This is a genomic window from Pseudomonas sp. Pse1 (assembly GCF_024519635.1).
GTDB lineage: Bacteria > Pseudomonadota > Gammaproteobacteria > Pseudomonadales > Pseudomonadaceae > Aquipseudomonas.
This window is the reverse complement of sequence record NZ_JALJRO010000002.1, coordinates 112696-129312: the sequence shown is the minus strand read 5'-3', so window position 1 is coordinate 129312 and position 16617 is coordinate 112696. Positions and strand designations below refer to the sequence as shown.

17 protein-coding genes are annotated in these 16617 nt (G+C 60.5%); 9 read left to right on the top strand and 8 right to left on the bottom strand.

What is annotated here, in order from left to right:
- The first annotated feature begins 11 nt into the window (after positions 1-11).
- Positions 12-2243 carry a polyphosphate kinase 1 gene (gene ppk1 / locus NR126_RS03275; RefSeq protein WP_027616880.1) on the top strand — a complete coding sequence of 744 codons (2232 nt, stop codon included), beginning with the start codon at positions 12-14 and terminating at the stop codon, positions 2241-2243.
- Between the two features lie 54 nt (positions 2244-2297).
- On the opposite strand, the gene ppx is transcribed toward ppk1, so the two are convergent.
- The 5 genes from ppx to NR126_RS03250 form a co-directional block, all read right to left on the bottom strand.
- On the bottom strand, positions 2298-3800 hold the full coding sequence (gene ppx / locus NR126_RS03270; RefSeq protein WP_027616881.1) for an exopolyphosphatase: 1503 nt from the start codon (positions 3798-3800) through the stop codon (positions 2298-2300).
- 217 nt (positions 3801-4017) lie between these two features.
- Entirely contained in the window at positions 4018-4755 is a 738-nt protein-coding gene (locus NR126_RS03265) for an amino acid ABC transporter ATP-binding protein (protein ID WP_027616882.1), read from the bottom strand.
- Positions 4742-5392, bottom strand: coding sequence for an amino acid ABC transporter permease (locus NR126_RS03260; protein ID WP_027616883.1), 651 nt, complete (start codon positions 5390-5392; stop codon positions 4742-4744). Before NR126_RS03260 ends, NR126_RS03265 begins: the two co-directional genes overlap by 14 nt.
- Positions 5389-6057, bottom strand: coding sequence for an amino acid ABC transporter permease (locus NR126_RS03255; protein ID WP_027616884.1), 669 nt, complete (start codon positions 6055-6057; stop codon positions 5389-5391). The genes NR126_RS03260 and NR126_RS03255 overlap by 4 nt, the downstream gene beginning before the upstream one ends.
- A 22-nt stretch (positions 6058-6079) precedes the next feature.
- On the bottom strand, positions 6080-6865 hold the full coding sequence (locus tag NR126_RS03250; protein ID WP_027616885.1) for a transporter substrate-binding domain-containing protein: 786 nt from the start codon (positions 6863-6865) through the stop codon (positions 6080-6082).
- A gap of 255 nt (positions 6866-7120) precedes the next feature.
- Here NR126_RS03250 and NR126_RS03245 point away from each other — a divergent pair, with 255 nt between their 5' ends.
- The 5 genes from NR126_RS03245 to NR126_RS03225 all read left to right on the top strand — a co-directional run bounded on the left by NR126_RS03245 (position 7121) and on the right by NR126_RS03225 (position 12359).
- Positions 7121-7828, top strand: a complete 708-nt coding sequence (locus NR126_RS03245) for a FadR/GntR family transcriptional regulator (protein ID WP_105753601.1) — start codon at positions 7121-7123, stop codon at positions 7826-7828.
- A gap of 120 nt (positions 7829-7948) precedes the next feature.
- Complete coding sequence (gene trxA, locus NR126_RS03240; RefSeq protein WP_003206727.1) at positions 7949-8278, top strand: thioredoxin TrxA; 330 nt, start codon at positions 7949-7951, stop codon at positions 8276-8278.
- Between the two features lie 247 nt (positions 8279-8525).
- Positions 8526-9785, top strand: a complete 1260-nt coding sequence (gene rho / locus NR126_RS03235) for a transcription termination factor Rho (RefSeq protein ID WP_003206716.1) — start codon at positions 8526-8528, stop codon at positions 9783-9785.
- A gap of 139 nt (positions 9786-9924) precedes the next feature.
- A complete protein-coding gene (ubiD, locus tag NR126_RS03230; RefSeq protein ID WP_105753602.1) occupies positions 9925-11391 on the top strand; it encodes a 4-hydroxy-3-polyprenylbenzoate decarboxylase in 1467 nt (488 codons plus the stop codon).
- Positions 11391-12359 carry a CDP-6-deoxy-delta-3,4-glucoseen reductase gene (locus tag NR126_RS03225; protein ID WP_027616889.1) on the top strand — a complete coding sequence of 323 codons (969 nt, stop codon included), beginning with the start codon at positions 11391-11393 and terminating at the stop codon, positions 12357-12359. Before ubiD ends, NR126_RS03225 begins: the two co-directional genes overlap by 1 nt.
- A gap of 32 nt (positions 12360-12391) precedes the next feature.
- Here NR126_RS03225 and NR126_RS03220 read toward each other — a convergent pair whose 3' ends face one another.
- On the bottom strand, positions 12392-12859 hold the full coding sequence (locus tag NR126_RS03220) for a hypothetical protein (RefSeq protein ID WP_027616890.1): 468 nt from the start codon (positions 12857-12859) through the stop codon (positions 12392-12394).
- 298 nt (positions 12860-13157) lie between these two features.
- Here NR126_RS03220 and NR126_RS03215 point away from each other — a divergent pair, with 298 nt between their 5' ends.
- A complete protein-coding gene (locus NR126_RS03215) occupies positions 13158-13826 on the top strand; it encodes a gamma-glutamylcyclotransferase (protein ID WP_027616891.1) in 669 nt (222 codons plus the stop codon).
- A gap of 167 nt (positions 13827-13993) precedes the next feature.
- Positions 13994-14602, top strand: a complete 609-nt coding sequence (locus NR126_RS03210) for an energy transducer TonB (RefSeq protein ID WP_105753603.1) — start codon at positions 13994-13996, stop codon at positions 14600-14602.
- On the opposite strand, the gene NR126_RS03205 is transcribed toward NR126_RS03210, so the two are convergent.
- On the bottom strand, positions 14599-15576 hold the full coding sequence (locus NR126_RS03205; RefSeq protein WP_027616893.1) for an NADPH:quinone oxidoreductase family protein: 978 nt from the start codon (positions 15574-15576) through the stop codon (positions 14599-14601). The two genes, NR126_RS03210 and NR126_RS03205, sit on opposite strands and share 4 nt — an antisense overlap.
- Before the next feature lie 158 nt (positions 15577-15734).
- On the opposite strand from NR126_RS03205, the gene NR126_RS03200 reads away from it, so the two are divergent.
- Complete coding sequence (locus NR126_RS03200) at positions 15735-16142, top strand: flagellar basal body-associated protein FliL (RefSeq protein ID WP_027616894.1); 408 nt, start codon at positions 15735-15737, stop codon at positions 16140-16142.
- Positions 16143-16166: 24 nt separating this feature from the next.
- On the opposite strand, the gene NR126_RS03195 is transcribed toward NR126_RS03200, so the two are convergent.
- On the bottom strand, positions 16167-16616 hold the full coding sequence (locus NR126_RS03195; RefSeq protein WP_027616895.1) for an EVE domain-containing protein: 450 nt from the start codon (positions 16614-16616) through the stop codon (positions 16167-16169).
- Between the last annotated feature and the right edge of the window lies 1 nt (position 16617).

Genomic DNA, 16617 nt, shown 5'->3' with positions numbered 1-16617 from the left:
AGGAACACGCGATGAATACCGAAGGCCTTACTGAAGTTGCTGTAAACGAAGCCCTGCCTGTGGACGAGCCGGTGGTCGAAGCGGCGCCGGAGCCCGCTCCTGCACCGGTGCCGCCACCAGTGGTCGCCGAGGCGGCACCTGCTGCGCCAGCGGTGCCGGTCCCGGGCCTGGATGACAGCATCCTTTATATTCATCGCGAACTGTCGCAACTGCAGTTCAACATCCGCGTGCTGGAACAGGCGCTGGATGAGTCCTACCCGTTGCTGGAGCGGCTGAAGTTCCTGCTGATCTTCTCCAGCAACCTCGATGAGTTCTTCGAGATTCGTGTCGCCGGCCTGAAGAAGCAGATCACCTTCGCCCGTGAGCAAGCCGGCGCCGATGGCCTGCAGCCGCATCAGGCGCTGGCACGCATCAGCGAGTTGGTGCACGGCCATGTCGACCGCCAGTACGCGATCCTCAACGATATTCTGTTGCCGGAGTTGGAGAAGCATCAGGTCCGCTTCATTCGTCGGCGGCACTGGAACACCAAGATCAAGACCTGGGTGCGCCGCTATTTCCGCGACGAAATCGCGCCAATCATCACCCCGATCGGCCTCGATCCGACGCACCCGTTCCCGTTGCTGGTTAACAAGAGCCTGAACTTCATCGTCGAGCTCGAAGGGGTCGATGCCTTTGGTCGCGATTCCGGCCTGGCAATAATCCCGGCGCCGCGCTTGCTGCCACGGGTGATCAAGCTGCCGGAAGAAGTCGGCGGTACTGGCGACAATTATGTGTTCCTGTCGTCGATGATCCACGCACACGCCGACGACCTGTTCCAGGGCATGAAGGTCAAGGGTTGCTACCAGTTCCGCCTGACCCGAAACGCCGACCTCGCGCTTGACTCCGAAGACGTCGAAGACCTGGCCCGCGCTCTTCGTGGCGAGCTGTTCTCGCGGCGCTACGGCGATGCGGTGCGTCTGGAAGTGGCCGATACTTGCCCGAAACACCTCTCGGATTACTTGCTCAAGCAGTTCAACCTGAGCGAGACCGAGCTGTATCAGGTCAATGGCCCGGTCAACCTGACCCGTCTGTTCAGCATCACCGGCCTGGACAGCCATCCGGAGCTGCAATACACCCCGTTCACCCCGCAGATCCCGAAATTGCTGCAAAACAGCGAGAACATTTTCAGTGTGGTCGGCAAGCAGGACATCCTGTTGCTGCACCCATTCGAGTCGTTCACCCCGGTGGTCGACCTGCTGCGTCAGGCTGCCAAGGACCCGCATGTATTGGCCGTCCGCCAGACCCTGTACCGTTCCGGCGCCAACTCGGAAATCGTCGACGCGCTGGTGGATGCGGCGCGTAACGGCAAGGAAGTCACCGCGGTGATCGAGTTGCGGGCGCGCTTCGATGAAGAGTCCAACCTGCAACTGGCCAGCCGTCTGCAAGCGGCCGGCGCGGTGGTGATTTATGGCGTGGTCGGCTTCAAGACCCACGCCAAGATGATGCTGATCCTGCGTCGCGAGGCCGGTGAAATTGTCCGTTACGCGCACCTCGGCACCGGTAACTACCACGCCGGCAACGCCCGCCTGTACACCGACTACAGCCTGCTGACTTCCGACGACGCCTTGTGCGAAGACGTCGGCAAGCTGTTCAGCCAGTTGATCGGCATGGGTAAGACGCTGCGCATGAAGAAGCTGCTGCACGCGCCGTTTACCCTGAAGAAGGGCATGCTCGACATGATTGCCCGCGAAACCCAGTTCGCCCTCGACGGCAAGCCGGCGCACATCATTGCCAAGTTCAACTCGCTGACTGATCCGAAGATCATTCGCGCGCTGTACAAGGCCAGCCAGTCAGGGGTGCGCATCGATCTGGTGGTGCGCGGCATGTGCTGCCTGCGTCCGGGCATCGCCGGGGTCTCGCATAACATTCATGTGCGCTCGATCATCGGCCGCTTCCTCGAGCACACCCGGGTGTTCTACTTCCTCAATGGCGGCGAAGAGCAGATGTTCCTCTCCAGTGCCGACTGGATGGAGCGCAACCTCGACAAGCGCGTCGAAACTTGCTTCCCGGTCGAAGGCAAGAAGCTGCTGACCCGGGTCAAGAAGGAGCTGGAACTGTACTTGACCGATAACACCCACAGCTGGAGCCTGCAATCGGACGGTCGCTACGTGCGCAACACCCCGACCGGCAACCAGAACCCGCGCAGCGCCCAGGCGACCTTGCTGGAGCGTTTGGGTAGCCCGATCCTGCCGGTCAGCAGCTGACTCTCAGGCAACAGGCAAAAAAATGGCGATCCCTGAGGATCGCCATTTTTGTTTTCAGCGCACGCTGAGGGTGAATCCGACCCGGGTCAGCCACTCGGCTTCCAGGGCGAAGTCGGCCTGGGTCAGTTGGTTTTCGTCCAGCCAGTTTTCCGGGAACTGCACTTCCAGGCTGTCGCCGTTGGCATGCAGCGATACCTGGGGCATCGCCTGGGTGCCGCGGATGTGGTGGAACAGAATTGCGAAGCGCAGCAGGACGCACAGGCGGATCAGCTTGATGCCCTCGTCGCCGAACTCGGCGAACTTGTCCTTGGGAATATTGCGTCGGTGCCCGCGAACCAGCAGGGCCAGCATCAGTTGGTCTTCACGGGAGAAACCGGCCAGGTCCGAGTGCTCGATCAGGTAGGCGCCATGCTTGTGGTAATGGTAGTGGGCGATGTCCAGGCCGACTTCGTGCACCTTGGCGGCCCAGCCCAGCAGTTCGCGCCAGACGCCGTCATCCAGATCCCAGTCCGCCGCCACCTGGTCGAACGCATGCAGCGCCTTGCGCTCGACGCGAACGGCCTGATCGAGGTCGACGTGGTAACGGTCCATCAGGGAGCTGAGGGTGCGTTCGCGCACGTCTTCATGGTGATGACGGCCCAGCAGGTCGTACAGCACGCCTTCGCGCAGCGCGCCGTCGCAGTGGTCCATGCGTTGCAACTCAAGGGCGTCGAAGATCGCTTCGAGGATCGCCAGGCCGGCAGGGAAGATCGCCCGACGGTCAGGCTTGATGCCTTCGAAATCGATTTTCTCCGCGTCGCCGAGCTTGAACAGCTTGCGTTTGAGCCAGGCCAGGCCCTCGGCATTGACCTCGCCAGTGCCGTGGCCTCCGGCCTTGAGCGCCAGGCCGATGGCACGGATGGTGCCCGAGGAGCCGATGGCCTCATCCCAGGTCAGGCGGTGCAGGGCGTGTTCAATGCTCATGATCTCCAGGCGCGCCGCAGTGTACGCCTGGGCGTAGCGGGCCGGGGTGATCTTGCCGTCCTTGAAGTAGCGCTGGGTGAAGCTCACGCAGCCCATCTGCAGGCTTTCACGCAGCAGCGGTTCAAAGCGCTGGCCAATGATAAATTCGGTGCTGCCGCCGCCGATGTCGGCCACCAGGCGCTTGCCCGGGGTGTCAGCGAGGGTGTGGGACACGCCGAGGTAGATCAGGCGGGCCTCTTCACGACCGGAAATGACTTCGACCGGATGCCCGAGAATTTCCTCGGCGCGGCGGATGAACTCGCCGCGGTTGCGCGCTTCACGCAGGGCGTTGGTGCCGACGATCCGCACGGCGCCCAGGGGCATGCCGTTGATCAGTTGGGCAAAGCGCTTGAGGCAGTCGAGCCCGCGCTGCATGGACTCTTCGCTGAGCTGGCGTGCTTCGTCGATCCCGGCAGCCAACTGAACCTTTTCGCCGAGCCTCTCGAGAATGCGTATTTCATTGTGGTGAGCTTTGGCCACGACCATATGAAAGCTGTTCGAGCCCAGGTCGATAGCGGCGATCAGGGACAGATTCTTGGCTTGGGATTGGGGCATGGTCTAGGGGTCTCGGTCGATAACCTGACCATCGTGCCACGATCAATCGCTGCCGCCAACGCGCAGTGTTCAAAGCCTTGATCCAGTGCAGGAAAACTGCTGACGGCTGCGCGGTCAATCGCGGGCAAGCCCGCTCCCACAAGTGGGTTTCCATGTTGCCATTCACGGTGGGAGCGGGCTTGCCTGCGAAGACGGGCTGACCGACGCTGAAGAACGGTCAGCCCGCCGCCTCGACCGTCCCGATAAAGTTCGCCAGCTCCGCCGTCTGCGGCTGGGCAAACAACGTCTTGGGATCACCCACCTCATGCACCTTGCCCTGGTGCATGAACACCAACTTATCCCCAACCTCCCGGGCGAAACGCATTTCGTGGGTGACCATAATCAGCGTCATGCCTTCCTTTGCCAGTTGCCGGACCACGCTCAGCACTTCGTTGACCAGCTCCGGGTCGAGTGCCGAGGTGATTTCATCGCACAGCAACACTTTTGGCGACATGGCCAGGGCACGGGCAATCGCCACCCGCTGTTGCTGGCCGCCGGACAGTCGGTCCGGAAAGGCATCGAACTTTTCCCCCAGGCCGACCCGTTCCAGCATCTGACGCGCCAGTTCGGCGGCCTTGGCTTTGGGCACTTTCTGCACCACCTGTGGCGCGAGCATGACGTTCTCACCCACGGTCAGGTGCGGGAACAGGTTGAACTGCTGGAACACCATGCCGACTTTCTGCCGCAGGCTGCGCAGGTCGGCGCGGGCGGCATCGAGGTATTCGCCGTCGACTTCGATCACCCCGTCGTTGATTGACTCCAGGCCGTTGAGGGTACGCAGCAAGGTCGATTTACCCGAGCCACTGCGGCCAATGATTGCGACTACCTGGCCTTCCTCGATGCTCAGGTCGATCCCTTTGAGCACATGATGATCGCCGTAGTATTTATGCAGGGCGGAAATTCTAAGCAGAGGCATGCAGTCTCCTTTCCAGGTATCGCGCACTGAGCGACAAGGGGTAGCAAAGCAGGAAGTAGCCGAGGGCGACGAGGCCGTAGACCATGAAAGGTTCGAAGGTGGCGTTGGCGAGCATGCCGCCGGTCTTGGTCAGTTCGGTGAAGCCGATGATCGAGGTGACGGCAGTGCCTTTGACCACTTGCACCGAGAAGCCCACGGTCGGCGCCACGGCGATGCGCAGGGCTTGCGGCAGGATCACGTAGCGCAACTGTTCCAACGGGCTCAGCGCCAGGCTGGACGATGCCTCCCATTGGCCGTTGGGGATCGAATCGACGCAGCCGCGCCAGATCTCCGCCAGGTAAGCGCTGGTAAATAGCGTCAGTGCAATCGCCGCCGCCATCCACGGTGAAATCTCCACCCCGGCCAGCGCCACGCCGAAAAACACCAGAAATAGCTGCATCAACAGCGGCGTGCCCTGGAATAGCTCGATGTAAGTACGGGCGACGCGACGCGGCAGGGCTTTATCTGAAATGCGCATGACCATGATCAGCAAGCCGATCAGCCCGCCGCCAATAAAGGCCACCAGCGACAGCGCCAGGGTCCATTGCAGGCCGGTCAGCAGGTTGCGCACGATGTCCCAGAAGGTGAAATCGCTCATCGGCTACTCCTTGTAATGAACCGCTGGCCGATCCAGTTCAGCAATTGGCGGATCAGCAGTGCCATGCACAGGTACAGCAGCGTGGTCAGGGCATAGGTTTCAAAGGCGCGGAAGTTGCGCGATTGAATGAAGTTGGCGGCGAAACTTAGCTCTTCGGTGGCGATCTGTGAACACACCGCCGAGCCGAGCATGACGATGATGATCTGGCTGCTCAGGGCCGGCCAGACTTTGCCCAGCGCTGGCAGCAGCACCACGTGGCGGAACGCCTCGAAACGCGTCATCGCGAGTGCCGCCGCGGCCTCCAGTTGACCCCGGGGGATCGCCTGGATGCCGGCGCGGATGATCTCGGTGGAATAGGCGCCGAGGTTGATCACCATCGCCAGCACCGCCGCCTGCCACTCGGAAATTTGCACGCCCAGGGACGGCAAACCGAAAAAGATGAAAAACAGCTGCACCAGGAAGGGCGTGTTGCGGATCAACTCGACGTAGACCGCGAAGATCCCCGAGAAAGGCCGGATATTCCACGCCCGCACCAGCGCCCCGACGATGCCCAGTCCCACGCCAAGCACAGCGCCGATGGCGGTCAGCTCAAGGGTGAACAACGCACCGCGCAACAACAGGTCGGTGTTGCTCAGCACCGGCAGGAAATCGAACTGATAAGCCATAAAACGTCTCCAGCGTGCCGAATCAGAGGTCGGCCGGCAACGGCTCTTTCAGCCAGGTCAGGGCGTTCTTTTCCAGTGCGCCGTCGCTCTTGGCGGTCACCAGGATCTGGTTGACCTTGTCCAGCAGCGCCGGCTCGTTTTTGTTAACGCCTACGTAGACCGGCGAATCCTTGAGCTTCACTTTCAGAACGGGCACCCGTTTCGGGCTCTTTTCGCTGATCGCGACCATCACCACGTTACCGCTGGCAATCAGGTCGACTTGCCCGGCCAGGTACGCAGCAATGGTCGAGTTGTTGTCTTCAAAACGCTTGATGGTCACGCCTTCGGGGGCGACCTTGGTCAGCTCGATGTCTTCGATCGCGCCGCGGGTGACGCTGATGGTCTTGCCCTTGAGGTCGTCCAGCGACGTGATGTCGGCATCTGGCGGACCGAATACGGCGAGGTAGAACGGCGCATAGGGGCGGGAGAAGTCGATGACTTTCTCGCGCTCGGGGTTTTTGCCGAGGCTGGAAATCACCAGGTCGACTTTGCCGGTGGTGAGGAACGGAATGCGGTTGGTGCTGTTGACCGGGGTCAGTTCAAGTTTGACCTTGAGTTGGTCGGCCAGCAGCTTCGCGGTGTCGATGTCGAGACCGCGTGGCTTCATGTCTGGCCCGACCGAGCCGAAGGGGGGGAAGTCCTGGGGCACGGCCACCTTGAGGACGCCGCGTTTGACCACATCCTCCAGGCCGTCGGCGTGGGCGGGTGCCTGGCTCAGCATCAGGCTGGCAAACAGGGCGGCGAGGAGGGCGCTGTAACGCTGGGTCATGGCAAATCTCCGGATCGGCAAGGAGTGATTTCTGCGGATCGACAGAGCATGGGTCATGCCAACTTGGGGTTTGCGGGCGCCAGGGCACGGTTTTGCTGGCGCAGTACGGTCTTACTGGTCTGAACAGTCAGGTTGCATTTCGCACCCCGATGGCGCAGCCGTGGAAAGCGCCGAACCCCCATGGGGCACGACTTGCCGGGCGTCGCGAATAGCTTTACAACTGACCGCACCTTGGCCTGGTTCGTCTGGAAAACCATGAATTCGATCTCCCGCGCCGTACCCGAAGTGGCGCTGCAAGCCATCCGCAAACTGATTACCGAGCAGGGCTTCGGCCCTGGGGATGCCCTGCCTTCGCAACGAGACCTGGCGGTACAGCTGGGTGTCAGCCGGGCTTCTTTGCGTGAGGCGTTGTCTTCCCTCAGTGCGTTGGGCGTCATCAGCGTCCAGCCGGGCAAAGGCGTGTTCGTGCAGGCGTCGGTGGAGCTGCCGCAAGGCGAGACCGCGCCGGGCTGGCCGTTCGCGGCGCAGGCTTCGCCGCTGGATATCTTTCAGTTGCGCTATGCGTTGGAGAGCTTTGCGGCGGGGTTGGCGGCGGTGACCCTGAGCACTGATGAGCTCGATGCACTGGAAGACAATGTCGCCGCCATGCGCAATGAACTGAAGTCTGGCGACTTCGAAGCAGCGGCCCGGCTGGACTTTGAGTTCCACCGACGCATCCTGCTGGCCAGCGGCAATCAAGCGATGCTGAGCATCCTGACGGCCAGGGCCGACATCTTTCTAGAGAGTCAGAAGCTACCGTTCATCCGGGCCGAGCGGGCCATGGAAACCTGGCAGGAACACCGCAAGATCCTTCGCGCCCTTAGCCGCCGGGCCTCTGGCGCCGCGCAAAAGGCCATGCAGGAACACGTACGCAATGCCGCTTTGCGTACAGGAATTGCGTTCATCGCTCCCCTTACCCCATGACGTGAGCTATACCCAAACTCATGCATCACCATAGCGAGACTCAATCAACTGCGGCTTCCTGAACGGGGGAAGGGCGGCTATGATGGGCCACGTTTTTTTGCTTACAACCTGGAGACTTCCATGAGCAGCGATCTTATCAAACACGTTAGCGACGCTAGCTTCGAAGCTGACGTACTCAAGGCCGAAGGTGCTGTACTGGTCGACTACTGGGCTGAGTGGTGCGGTCCATGCAAGATGATCGCTCCGGTCCTGGACGAAATCGCTGAGACCTACAAGGGCAAGCTGACCGTTGCCAAGCTGAACATCGACGAGAACCAGGAAACCCCTGCCAAGCACGGCGTGCGCGGTATTCCTACGCTGATGCTGTTCAAGAACGGCAACGTTGAAGCGACCAAGGTAGGTGCGCTGTCGAAGTCGCAACTGGCTGCTTTCCTCGACGCCAACATCTAAGCATCGTTGCAAGTGTCACCCAAAAAGCCCCGCAATTTGCGGGGCTTTTTCGTTATTCAGGGCTAGACGCTCCGAAATACAGGTGGTACATTCGGCCCCGCACTGGTTTCTCCAATGCCCCCTGCAAGCCGTCGCCGACGCACTCCTTTTCGAATAAGTACGCGATTCTGTCGCCTTCTCCGCGGCGCGGCCTCATTAAGCCAAAAGCTTAATTTCCCCCCTCTATAAATGATTACGTCATTCCTATATGAATCTGACTGAACTCAAGCAAAAGCCGATTACCGAACTGCTCGAATTGGCCGAACAGATGGGCATAGAAAATATGGCCCGTTCGCGCAAGCAGGACGTGATTTTCTCCCTGCTGAAAAAGCACGCGAAAAGCGGCGAGGAAATCTCCGGTGATGGCGTGCTGGAGATCCTCCAGGACGGCTTCGGCTTCCTGCGCTCTGCAGACGCTTCCTATCTCGCCGGCCCGGACGATATCTACGTCTCGCCGAGCCAGATCCGTCGCTTCAACTTGCGTACCGGTGACACCATCGTTGGCAAGATCCGCCCGCCAAAAGAAGGCGAGCGTTACTTCGCACTGCTCAAGGTCGACACGATCAACTTCGATCGTCCGGAGAACGCGAAGAACAAGATTCTCTTCGAGAACCTGACCCCGCTGTTCCCGACCGTACGCATGAAGATGGAAGCCGGTAACGGTTCCACCGAAGACTTGACCGGTCGTGTGATCGACCTGTGCGCACCGATCGGCAAAGGCCAGCGCGGTCTGATCGTGGCACCGCCGAAAGCCGGTAAAACGATCATGCTGCAGAACATCGCGGCGAACATTGCGCGTAACAACCCTGAAGTTCATCTGATCGTGCTGCTGATCGACGAGCGTCCGGAAGAAGTAACCGAAATGCAGCGCACCGTGCGCGGCGAAGTGGTTGCCTCGACGTTCGACGAGCCACCAACCCGCCACGTGCAGGTTGCCGAAATGGTGATCGAGAAGGCCAAGCGCCTGGTTGAACACAAGAAGGACGTGGTGATCCTGCTCGACTCCATCACCCGTCTGGCCCGTGCCTACAACACCGTGATCCCGAGCTCCGGCAAGGTCCTCACCGGTGGTGTCGATGCCCACGCCCTGGAGAAACCAAAGCGTTTCTTCGGCGCCGCGCGGAACATCGAAGAAGGCGGCTCGCTGACCATCATCGCCACCGCACTGGTTGAAACCGGTTCGAAGATGGACGAAGTGATCTACGAGGAATTCAAGGGCACCGGCAACATGGAGCTGCCGCTGGATCGTCGTATCGCTGAAAAACGCGTGTTCCCGGCCATCAACATCAACCGTTCCGGCACCCGCCGCGAAGAGTTGCTGACCGCCGACGACGAGTTGCAGCGCATGTGGATCCTGCGCAAGTTGCTGCACCCGATGGACGAAGTCGCCGCCATCGAGTTCCTGGTCGACAAGCTGAAAACGACCAAGACCAACGATGAGTTCTTCCTGTCGATGAAACGCAAGTAAGTCGAACAGGTTGAAAAAGCCGGGGAAACCCGGCTTTTTGCTATCTGAATTGTGCTCAACCGGCAGTTCGTGGTTCTGAAGCGCAAGGTTCGGCGCTAAACTGCCTGCCCCGAACGCCACGGCCAAGTGAGGCTTACGCATGCAGTATCGCGATTTGCGCGACTTTATCAGCGGCCTGGAACAGCGCGGTGAACTCAAGCGCATCCAGGTTCCAGTGTCCCCTGTGCTGGAAATGACCGAGGTCTGCGATCGCACGCTGCGCGCCAAGGGCCCGGCACTGTTGTTCGAAAATCCTACTGGCTACGATATCCCGGTGCTCGGCAACCTGTTTGGCACGCCCGAGCGCGTGGCCCTGGGCATGGGCGCCGAGGCGGTCAGCGAGCTGCGCGAAATCGGCAAGCTGCTGGCGTTCCTCAAGGAGCCCGAGCCGCCGAAAGGCCTCAAGGATGCATGGTCGAAGCTGCCGATCTTCCGCAAGATCATTTCCATGGCGCCGAAGGTGGTCAAGGACGCGATCTGCCAGGAAGTGGTCATCGAAGGCGATGACGTCGATCTGGCCATGCTGCCGGTGCAGACCTGCTGGCCGGGCGACGTCGGGCCGCTGATCACCTGGGGCCTGACCGTGACCAAGGGTCCGAACAAGGACCGGCAGAACCTCGGCATCTACCGCCAGCAAGTGATTGGCCGCAACAAAGTGATCATGCGCTGGTTGAGCCATCGTGGCGGCGCGCTCGATTATCGCGAGTGGTGCGAGAAGCATCCGGGGCAACCGTTTCCGGTGTCCGTGGCGCTGGGCGCCGACCCTGCGACCATCCTTGGCGCGGTGACGCCGGTACCGGACAGCCTGTCCGAATACGCCTTCGCCGGTCTGCTGCGCGGTAACCGTACCGAGCTGGTGAAGTGCCGTGGCAACGATTTGCAGGTTCCGGCCACCGCCGAAATCATTCTTGAAGGGGTGATTCATCCTGGGGAGATGGCCGACGAGGGGCCGTATGGCGACCATACTGGCTACTACAACGAAGTCGACAGCTTCCCGGTGTTCACTGTCGAGCGCATCACCCATCGCATCAAACCGATCTACCACAGCACTTACACCGGCCGTCCACCGGATGAGCCGGCGATTCTCGGCGTGGCCCTGAACGAAGTGTTCGTGCCGATCCTGCAGAAGCAGTTCCCGGAAATCACTGACTTCTACCTGCCGCCCGAGGGCTGCTCGTACCGGATGGCCGTGGTCACCATGAAAAAGCAGTACCCAGGCCACGCCAAGCGGGTAATGCTGGGTGTCTGGTCGTTTTTGCGACAGTTCATGTACACCAAGTTCGTTATCGTCACCGACGACGATATCAACGCCCGTGACTGGAACGACGTGATCTGGGCCATCACCACGCGCATGGATCCCAAGCGCGACACGGTGATGATCGATAACACGCCGATCGACTACCTCGACTTCGCCTCGCCGATTTCCGGCCTGGGCTCGAAGATGGGGCTCGATGCCACGCACAAGTGGCCCGGTGAAACCACGCGCGAGTGGGGGCGGGTGATCGTCAAGGATGAGGCGGTGACGCGCCGGATCGATGCCATCTGGAATCAGTTAGGAATAGATTGATGCGTGTAACCTTGCAGCCGTCCGGAGCAGTGCTTGAGATACAGCCCGGCGAGCGAATTCTCGATGGCGCGCGACGCCTGGGTTATGACTGCCCGCAAAGCTGCCGCAACGGCAACTGCCATGTGTGCGCGGCGTTATTGGTCGAAGGCCGGGTCGAACAGACCGGTGAGGTGCGCGACCACGGTGAGTTCTACACTTGCATAGCAGCGCCGCTGGAAGACTGCATCGTGTTGTGGGATGGCGTTCTTGCGCTGGGAGAACTGCCGGTGCGCAGTCTGTCGTGTCAGGTCATCGAATGTCTGGACGTTGGCGGCGACACCTGGCGGGTCCGCCTGCGGGCGCCGGCGGGCAAGCCGCCGCGCTATCACGCCGGGCAGTACTTGATGATCGAACGCGAGAATGGCGAAAAATCCGCCTTCTCCCTGGCCTCCGCTCCGCATTCCGGACGTGACCTGGAAATCCACGTGCTGGCTCGCGAGGCCAGCGCCCGGAGCCTGATCGAACAACTGCAACGCAACGGCATGGCGCGCATCGAAATGCCTTTTGGCGATACCCACCTCGCCGAATTACCGGACGGTCCGCTGGTGTTGATCGCGGCAGGTACCGGGATGGGCCAGATCCACAGCCTGCTTGAACACTGCCGGGCCAAGGGCTTCAAGCATCCCGTGCATCTGTATTGGGGCGTGCGTCGGCCGGAAGATTTCTACCAGATGGAGCACTGGGACGAATGGCAGAAATTGCCCAATCTGTTCCTGCATCAGGTGGTCAGTGATTTGTGTGGCTGGGAAGGGCGCTGTGGCATGTTGCACGAAGCGGTGTGCCAGGACTTCCCCGATCTCAAGCCGCTGCATGTGTATGCCAGCGGTTCACCGGCGATGGTCTACGGCACGCTGGACGCCCTGGTCGAAGCCGGCATGGATGCCCACCAAATGCGCGCCGACGTATTTGCATACGCGCCTCGATCTTGATCCTCGATCTTGATCCTCGATCGTGATCCCGTCTAAAACCGCACCCCGGTGGTAATCATCGCCGCGTTGAAGCCGAGCAAAACCAGCTCGGCTGATACCGGTCCGTAGTAAGTGCCCAGGGAGGGAATGACGACCGGCGCAACGCCGTATCGGTTGAGCGGGATCTTGTTCTGGTACTTGCCGTGATAACCCTCCAGTAGTCCTCCGGTGAGCTTCACGTAGAGCGGATAGTCCGCACTGTCGTAGCGTTTGCCGCCATAGGCGTAATAGGCTCGCTGGTCGAACGAGTTGAGGAAGGTCGCGCCGCCCAGCAGCCAGCCGGAGGCATCGTGGTACTCCAGGCCAAGCAACTGCTGGTGATTGTTGTGCTCGGGGTCTGGGGAAAAGTGTCGGGTATAGACACTGGTTTGCAGATACCAGGTCCCTTGCTCGTCATCTTGCGCCCAGGCGTGGGTTGTATAGGTGAACGCCAGAAGCAGGCAGATCCAGGATTTTTTCATCGTTGGTTCCTTCAACGCGATAAGGCTGGCGTTGTGACCGGCCTTTATACGGGACTGCTCCTGTTGCCAAGCTGAACGTGCTGGCGGTTGTCGTAGTGCGAATAGCTTATGGTTAGTACATAAAGATATTTAAGCGGCGTTGCAAATGACGTTAGGCTATATATCGCTGACTTATTGAATATTTATCCGGGAAAGTTCTGAGTTCTTAGTAAGTTGCGAGCGGTAGTTAGAGCTTTACGTTCAATTGAGCTAAAGTTACTTACATCTCGCAACAACTGTGGGGGCGATTGTTTCTATCATGACAGCCATTGAATCCGACTTTCTCAAAGTGGCTTATCCTCCGCGGCTTGATCTGGGTGCGCAATTGACGCGCGAGCAGTTGCTCAACTCGATGCAATCCACCATGGCTCTGCACAAAGGCGGGCCGGTCTGGTTGTTCGCCTATGGCTCGTTGATCTGGCGTCCGGAATGCTCGGCGGTCGAACGTGTGCGCGGGCGGGTGCATGGCTACCACCGTGGCCTGTACCTGTGGTCCCACGAGCATCGCGGCACGCCGGAGTTGCCGGGGCTGGTATTTGGCCTGGACCGTGGCGGCTCGTGCAGCGGGTTTGCCTATCGCTTGCCTGAGGAACAACTGGAAGCCTCGCTGTACGCCCTGTGGCAGCGCGAAATGCCGGTTCCTTCCTATCGCCCGCACTGGCTCAACTGTCGGCTCGAGGATGGAAGCAAGGTTCAGGCATTGGGCTTTGTCCTGGAGCGACACCTGCCCAGCTATGCCGGAAATTTGCCGGATCATGTGCTCAGCCAGGTCTTTGAAAGCGCCTGCGGACGCTATGGGACGACGCGCGATTACGTCGAGCAAACGGTCAGCGCTCTGCGTAGCCACGCCATGCCGGACCGCAATCTGGAGGCGCGGCTCAAGCGCTGTGGCACAGCCCGGGATCACGCGGATGCGCCGCGGCACTGAAGCCGGCATCCGTTGCTCATCAATCAGTCGCCGCTGTAGGAATTGAAGTGCAACTTTTTGCGACGCTTCCCGCAAGGCTCTCGGAAATGCCGGGATAGGGCTTTTACAACGCTGTCCGTACCCTTTTGCATCAGTGCCAAACCCGGCACCGGAATGCGGAGGGCGGTATGCGTTGGCTTGGTTTGTTTTTGATGTTGTGTGTGGCGGGCGAAGGTTTGGCCGCAGAAATCTTCCTGGTGGCGGAGTACAGTCCGAAACCGATTTATCCCAGTGCGCTGCACAGGGCAGGGGTGACAGGCGATGTAAAAGTCAGCTTGACCGTGCATGCCGATGGTTCGGTGAGCAAGGTCCGCGTCCTGCAAAGTGACCATCCCGGTCTGGCGGACGCGGCGAAGGAGGCGACAGAGCAGTGGCGGTTCAAGCCCTGGACGGTGGATGCTGAAAAACTGGCGGTAGTGGAGCTGATAGCGCCCATTCAGTTCCGCCTGGATGACCCAATTGATGCCCATGCGTGGCTCAAGGAGGTGAAATGCCGCGAGATCAACCGCAGCTTTGTCCGCTTCGCAGAATTCAACTGGGTCGATCTGACGGCGTTTCGCTACACCCGCGCGTATCTGACGAACGGGGTATTCCATCACCAATGGTCGAACGAGGAGCGCCTGGCACTGATCGCCAAGCTGAACCGGCAGGCGCCCTACATTGCCCGAGAGTGCCTGAACAGCCCCCACTCGCGTTTCAAACGATTTCTGCCTGAGGAAATTCGCAAGCTCCTCTAGCGAACCTGCACCACCACCTTGCCCACCGCCTTGCGCTGACCCAGGTCGTTGATCGCCTGGGCGGCGTTGTCCAGCGGATAGACCTGCGACACCAGTGGCTTCAACTTGCCCTCGCCGAACCAGGCGAACAATTGCTGGAAGTTGGCGGCGTTGTCCTGCGGTTGGCGCTGGGCGAAGGAGCCCCAGAACACTCCAACTACGGCGGCGCCCTTGAGCAGTGCGAGGTTGACCGGCAGTTCGGGGATACGTCCGCTGGCAAAGCCCACCACCAACAGGCGGCCGTTCCAGGCGATGGCGCGGATGGCCTGATCGAACAGGTCGCCGCCGACCGGGTCGTAGATCACATCGGCGCCCTGGCCGTCGGTCAGGCGCTTGATTTCGTCCTTGAGGCTGGTTTCGCTGTAGTTGATCAACTCATCGGCGCCGGCGGCCTTGGCTACCGCCAGTTTCTCGCTGCTGCTGGCGGCAGCAATCACCCGGGCGCCCATGGCTTTGCCGATTTCCACTGCGGCCAGGCCGACGCCGCCGGAGGCGCCCAGTACCAGCAGGGTTTCTCCCGGCTGCAGGTTGCCGCGTTGTTTCAGCGCGTGCATCGAGGTGCCGTAGGTCATGCTGAACGCTGCAGCGGTATTGAAATCCATCGACGGCGGGATTGGCAGGACGTTATAGCCCGGTACCGCGACCTGCTCGGCAAAGCTGCCCCAGCCGGTCAGCGCCATGACCCGGTCGCCCACCCTGAGGTGACTGACCTTTTCCCCCACTGCGTTGACCACGCCTGCCGCTTCACCGCCCGGTGAAAATGGGAAGGGCGGCTTGAACTGGTATTTGCCCTCGATGATCAGCGTGTCCGGGAAGTTGACCCCGGCGGCATGCACCTCCAGCAGGATTTCGTTCTTCTTCGCGACAGGACTGGCGACGTCTTCCAGCACCAGCGATTCGGCAGGGCCGAAGGCTTTGCACAGCACGGCTTTCATCAGGGCTATTCCTTTGGGAGTGATGGCCGATAAGTGTAGGTGTGTGAGTCAACGGGTCAACGAGCATGCCCCACCCTGATAGTCGGCCATAAGCTTTGCGCTTGGGCTGGCGTGGGTGGATCGCTATGCTAGGCCGCCAACCGGATAAGGAGCGAATTGTGAAAGCGTGGATCATGTTGATGCTGGCCCTGTCTCTGCCTGTGGCAGCACTGGGCGAAGAAGCCAAAGAGGGTGCGGCGCCGAAAGTCAGCTACATCAGCCTGAGCCCGCCGTTCGTGGGCAATTACGGCCTGGACGGCACGCCCAAGCTCAAGGTCTACAAGGCCGACGTGGCGTTGCGTGTCACCGGCGATGAGGCGGCCAAGGCGGTCAAGGCCAATGAGCCGTTGATCCGCAATCAACTGGTCGCGCTGTTCAACCAGCAGACCAGCGAAACCATGAACAACGTCGAAGCCAAGGAAAAGCTGCGCCAGGAAGCCCTGAAGCAGACCCAGCAGGTCATGAACGACGAAACCGGTAAGCCGATGGTCGAGGATCTGTTGTTCAACAACCTGATCATTCAGTAAGGGCCGACGGGCGCTAATGCTCCATCAGCGCAATGCAAGTACGGCAGCCCATTGCTCGGCGGTGACCGGCATCACCGAAAGCCGGCTGCCTTTCTGCACCAGGGGCATCTGTTCCAGGGCACTCTGTTGCTTCAGGTAGTCGAGCCTGAGCACCTTGGGAAAGGTTTCCACGTGCGCGACGTTGATCGCACTCCAAGGGTTCTTTTCAGCGTTGGCCTTGGGGTCGAAGTAATGGCTCTCGGGCTCCAGCGCCGTCGGGTCCGGGTAGGCGGCTTCGATGATCCGCCCGATCCCGGCGATACCCGGCTCGGGGCAGCTTGAGTGATAAAAGAAAAACTCGTCACCCACCGCCATGGCCCGCAGGAAATTCCGCGCCTGGTAGTTGCGAACCCCGTCCCAACGGGCTTCGCCGAGCTTTTCCAGGCCTTTGATTGAGAGCTCGTCGGGCTCGGATTTCATCAGCCAATAGGCCATC

Coding starts and splice junctions, on each gene's coding strand:
- NR126_RS03195 (WP_027616895.1), bottom strand. CDS start 16,616: ATGGCCTATTGGCTGATGAAATCCGAGCCCGACGAGCTCTCAATCAAA.
- ppx (WP_027616881.1), bottom strand. CDS start 3,800: ATGCCCCAATCCCAAGCCAAGAATCTGTCCCTGATCGCCGCTATCGAC.
- NR126_RS03255 (WP_027616884.1), bottom strand. CDS start 6,057: ATGGCTTATCAGTTCGATTTCCTGCCGGTGCTGAGCAACACCGACCTG.
- NR126_RS03245 (WP_105753601.1), top strand. CDS start 7,121: ATGAATTCGATCTCCCGCGCCGTACCCGAAGTGGCGCTGCAAGCCATC.
- NR126_RS03205 (WP_027616893.1), bottom strand. CDS start 15,576: ATGAAAGCCGTGCTGTGCAAAGCCTTCGGCCCTGCCGAATCGCTGGTG.
- NR126_RS03215 (WP_027616891.1), top strand. CDS start 13,158: ATGACAGCCATTGAATCCGACTTTCTCAAAGTGGCTTATCCTCCGCGG.
- NR126_RS03225 (WP_027616889.1), top strand. CDS start 11,391: ATGCGTGTAACCTTGCAGCCGTCCGGAGCAGTGCTTGAGATACAGCCC.
- trxA (WP_003206727.1), top strand. CDS start 7,949: ATGAGCAGCGATCTTATCAAACACGTTAGCGACGCTAGCTTCGAAGCT.
- ppk1 (WP_027616880.1), top strand. CDS start 12: ATGAATACCGAAGGCCTTACTGAAGTTGCTGTAAACGAAGCCCTGCCT.
- rho (WP_003206716.1), top strand. CDS start 8,526: ATGAATCTGACTGAACTCAAGCAAAAGCCGATTACCGAACTGCTCGAA.
- NR126_RS03220 (WP_027616890.1), bottom strand. CDS start 12,859: ATGAAAAAATCCTGGATCTGCCTGCTTCTGGCGTTCACCTATACAACC.
- NR126_RS03260 (WP_027616883.1), bottom strand. CDS start 5,392: ATGAGCGATTTCACCTTCTGGGACATCGTGCGCAACCTGCTGACCGGC.
- ubiD (WP_105753602.1), top strand. CDS start 9,925: ATGCAGTATCGCGATTTGCGCGACTTTATCAGCGGCCTGGAACAGCGC.
- NR126_RS03250 (WP_027616885.1), bottom strand. CDS start 6,865: ATGACCCAGCGTTACAGCGCCCTCCTCGCCGCCCTGTTTGCCAGCCTG.
- NR126_RS03265 (WP_027616882.1), bottom strand. CDS start 4,755: ATGCCTCTGCTTAGAATTTCCGCCCTGCATAAATACTACGGCGATCAT.
- NR126_RS03210 (WP_105753603.1), top strand. CDS start 13,994: ATGCGTTGGCTTGGTTTGTTTTTGATGTTGTGTGTGGCGGGCGAAGGT.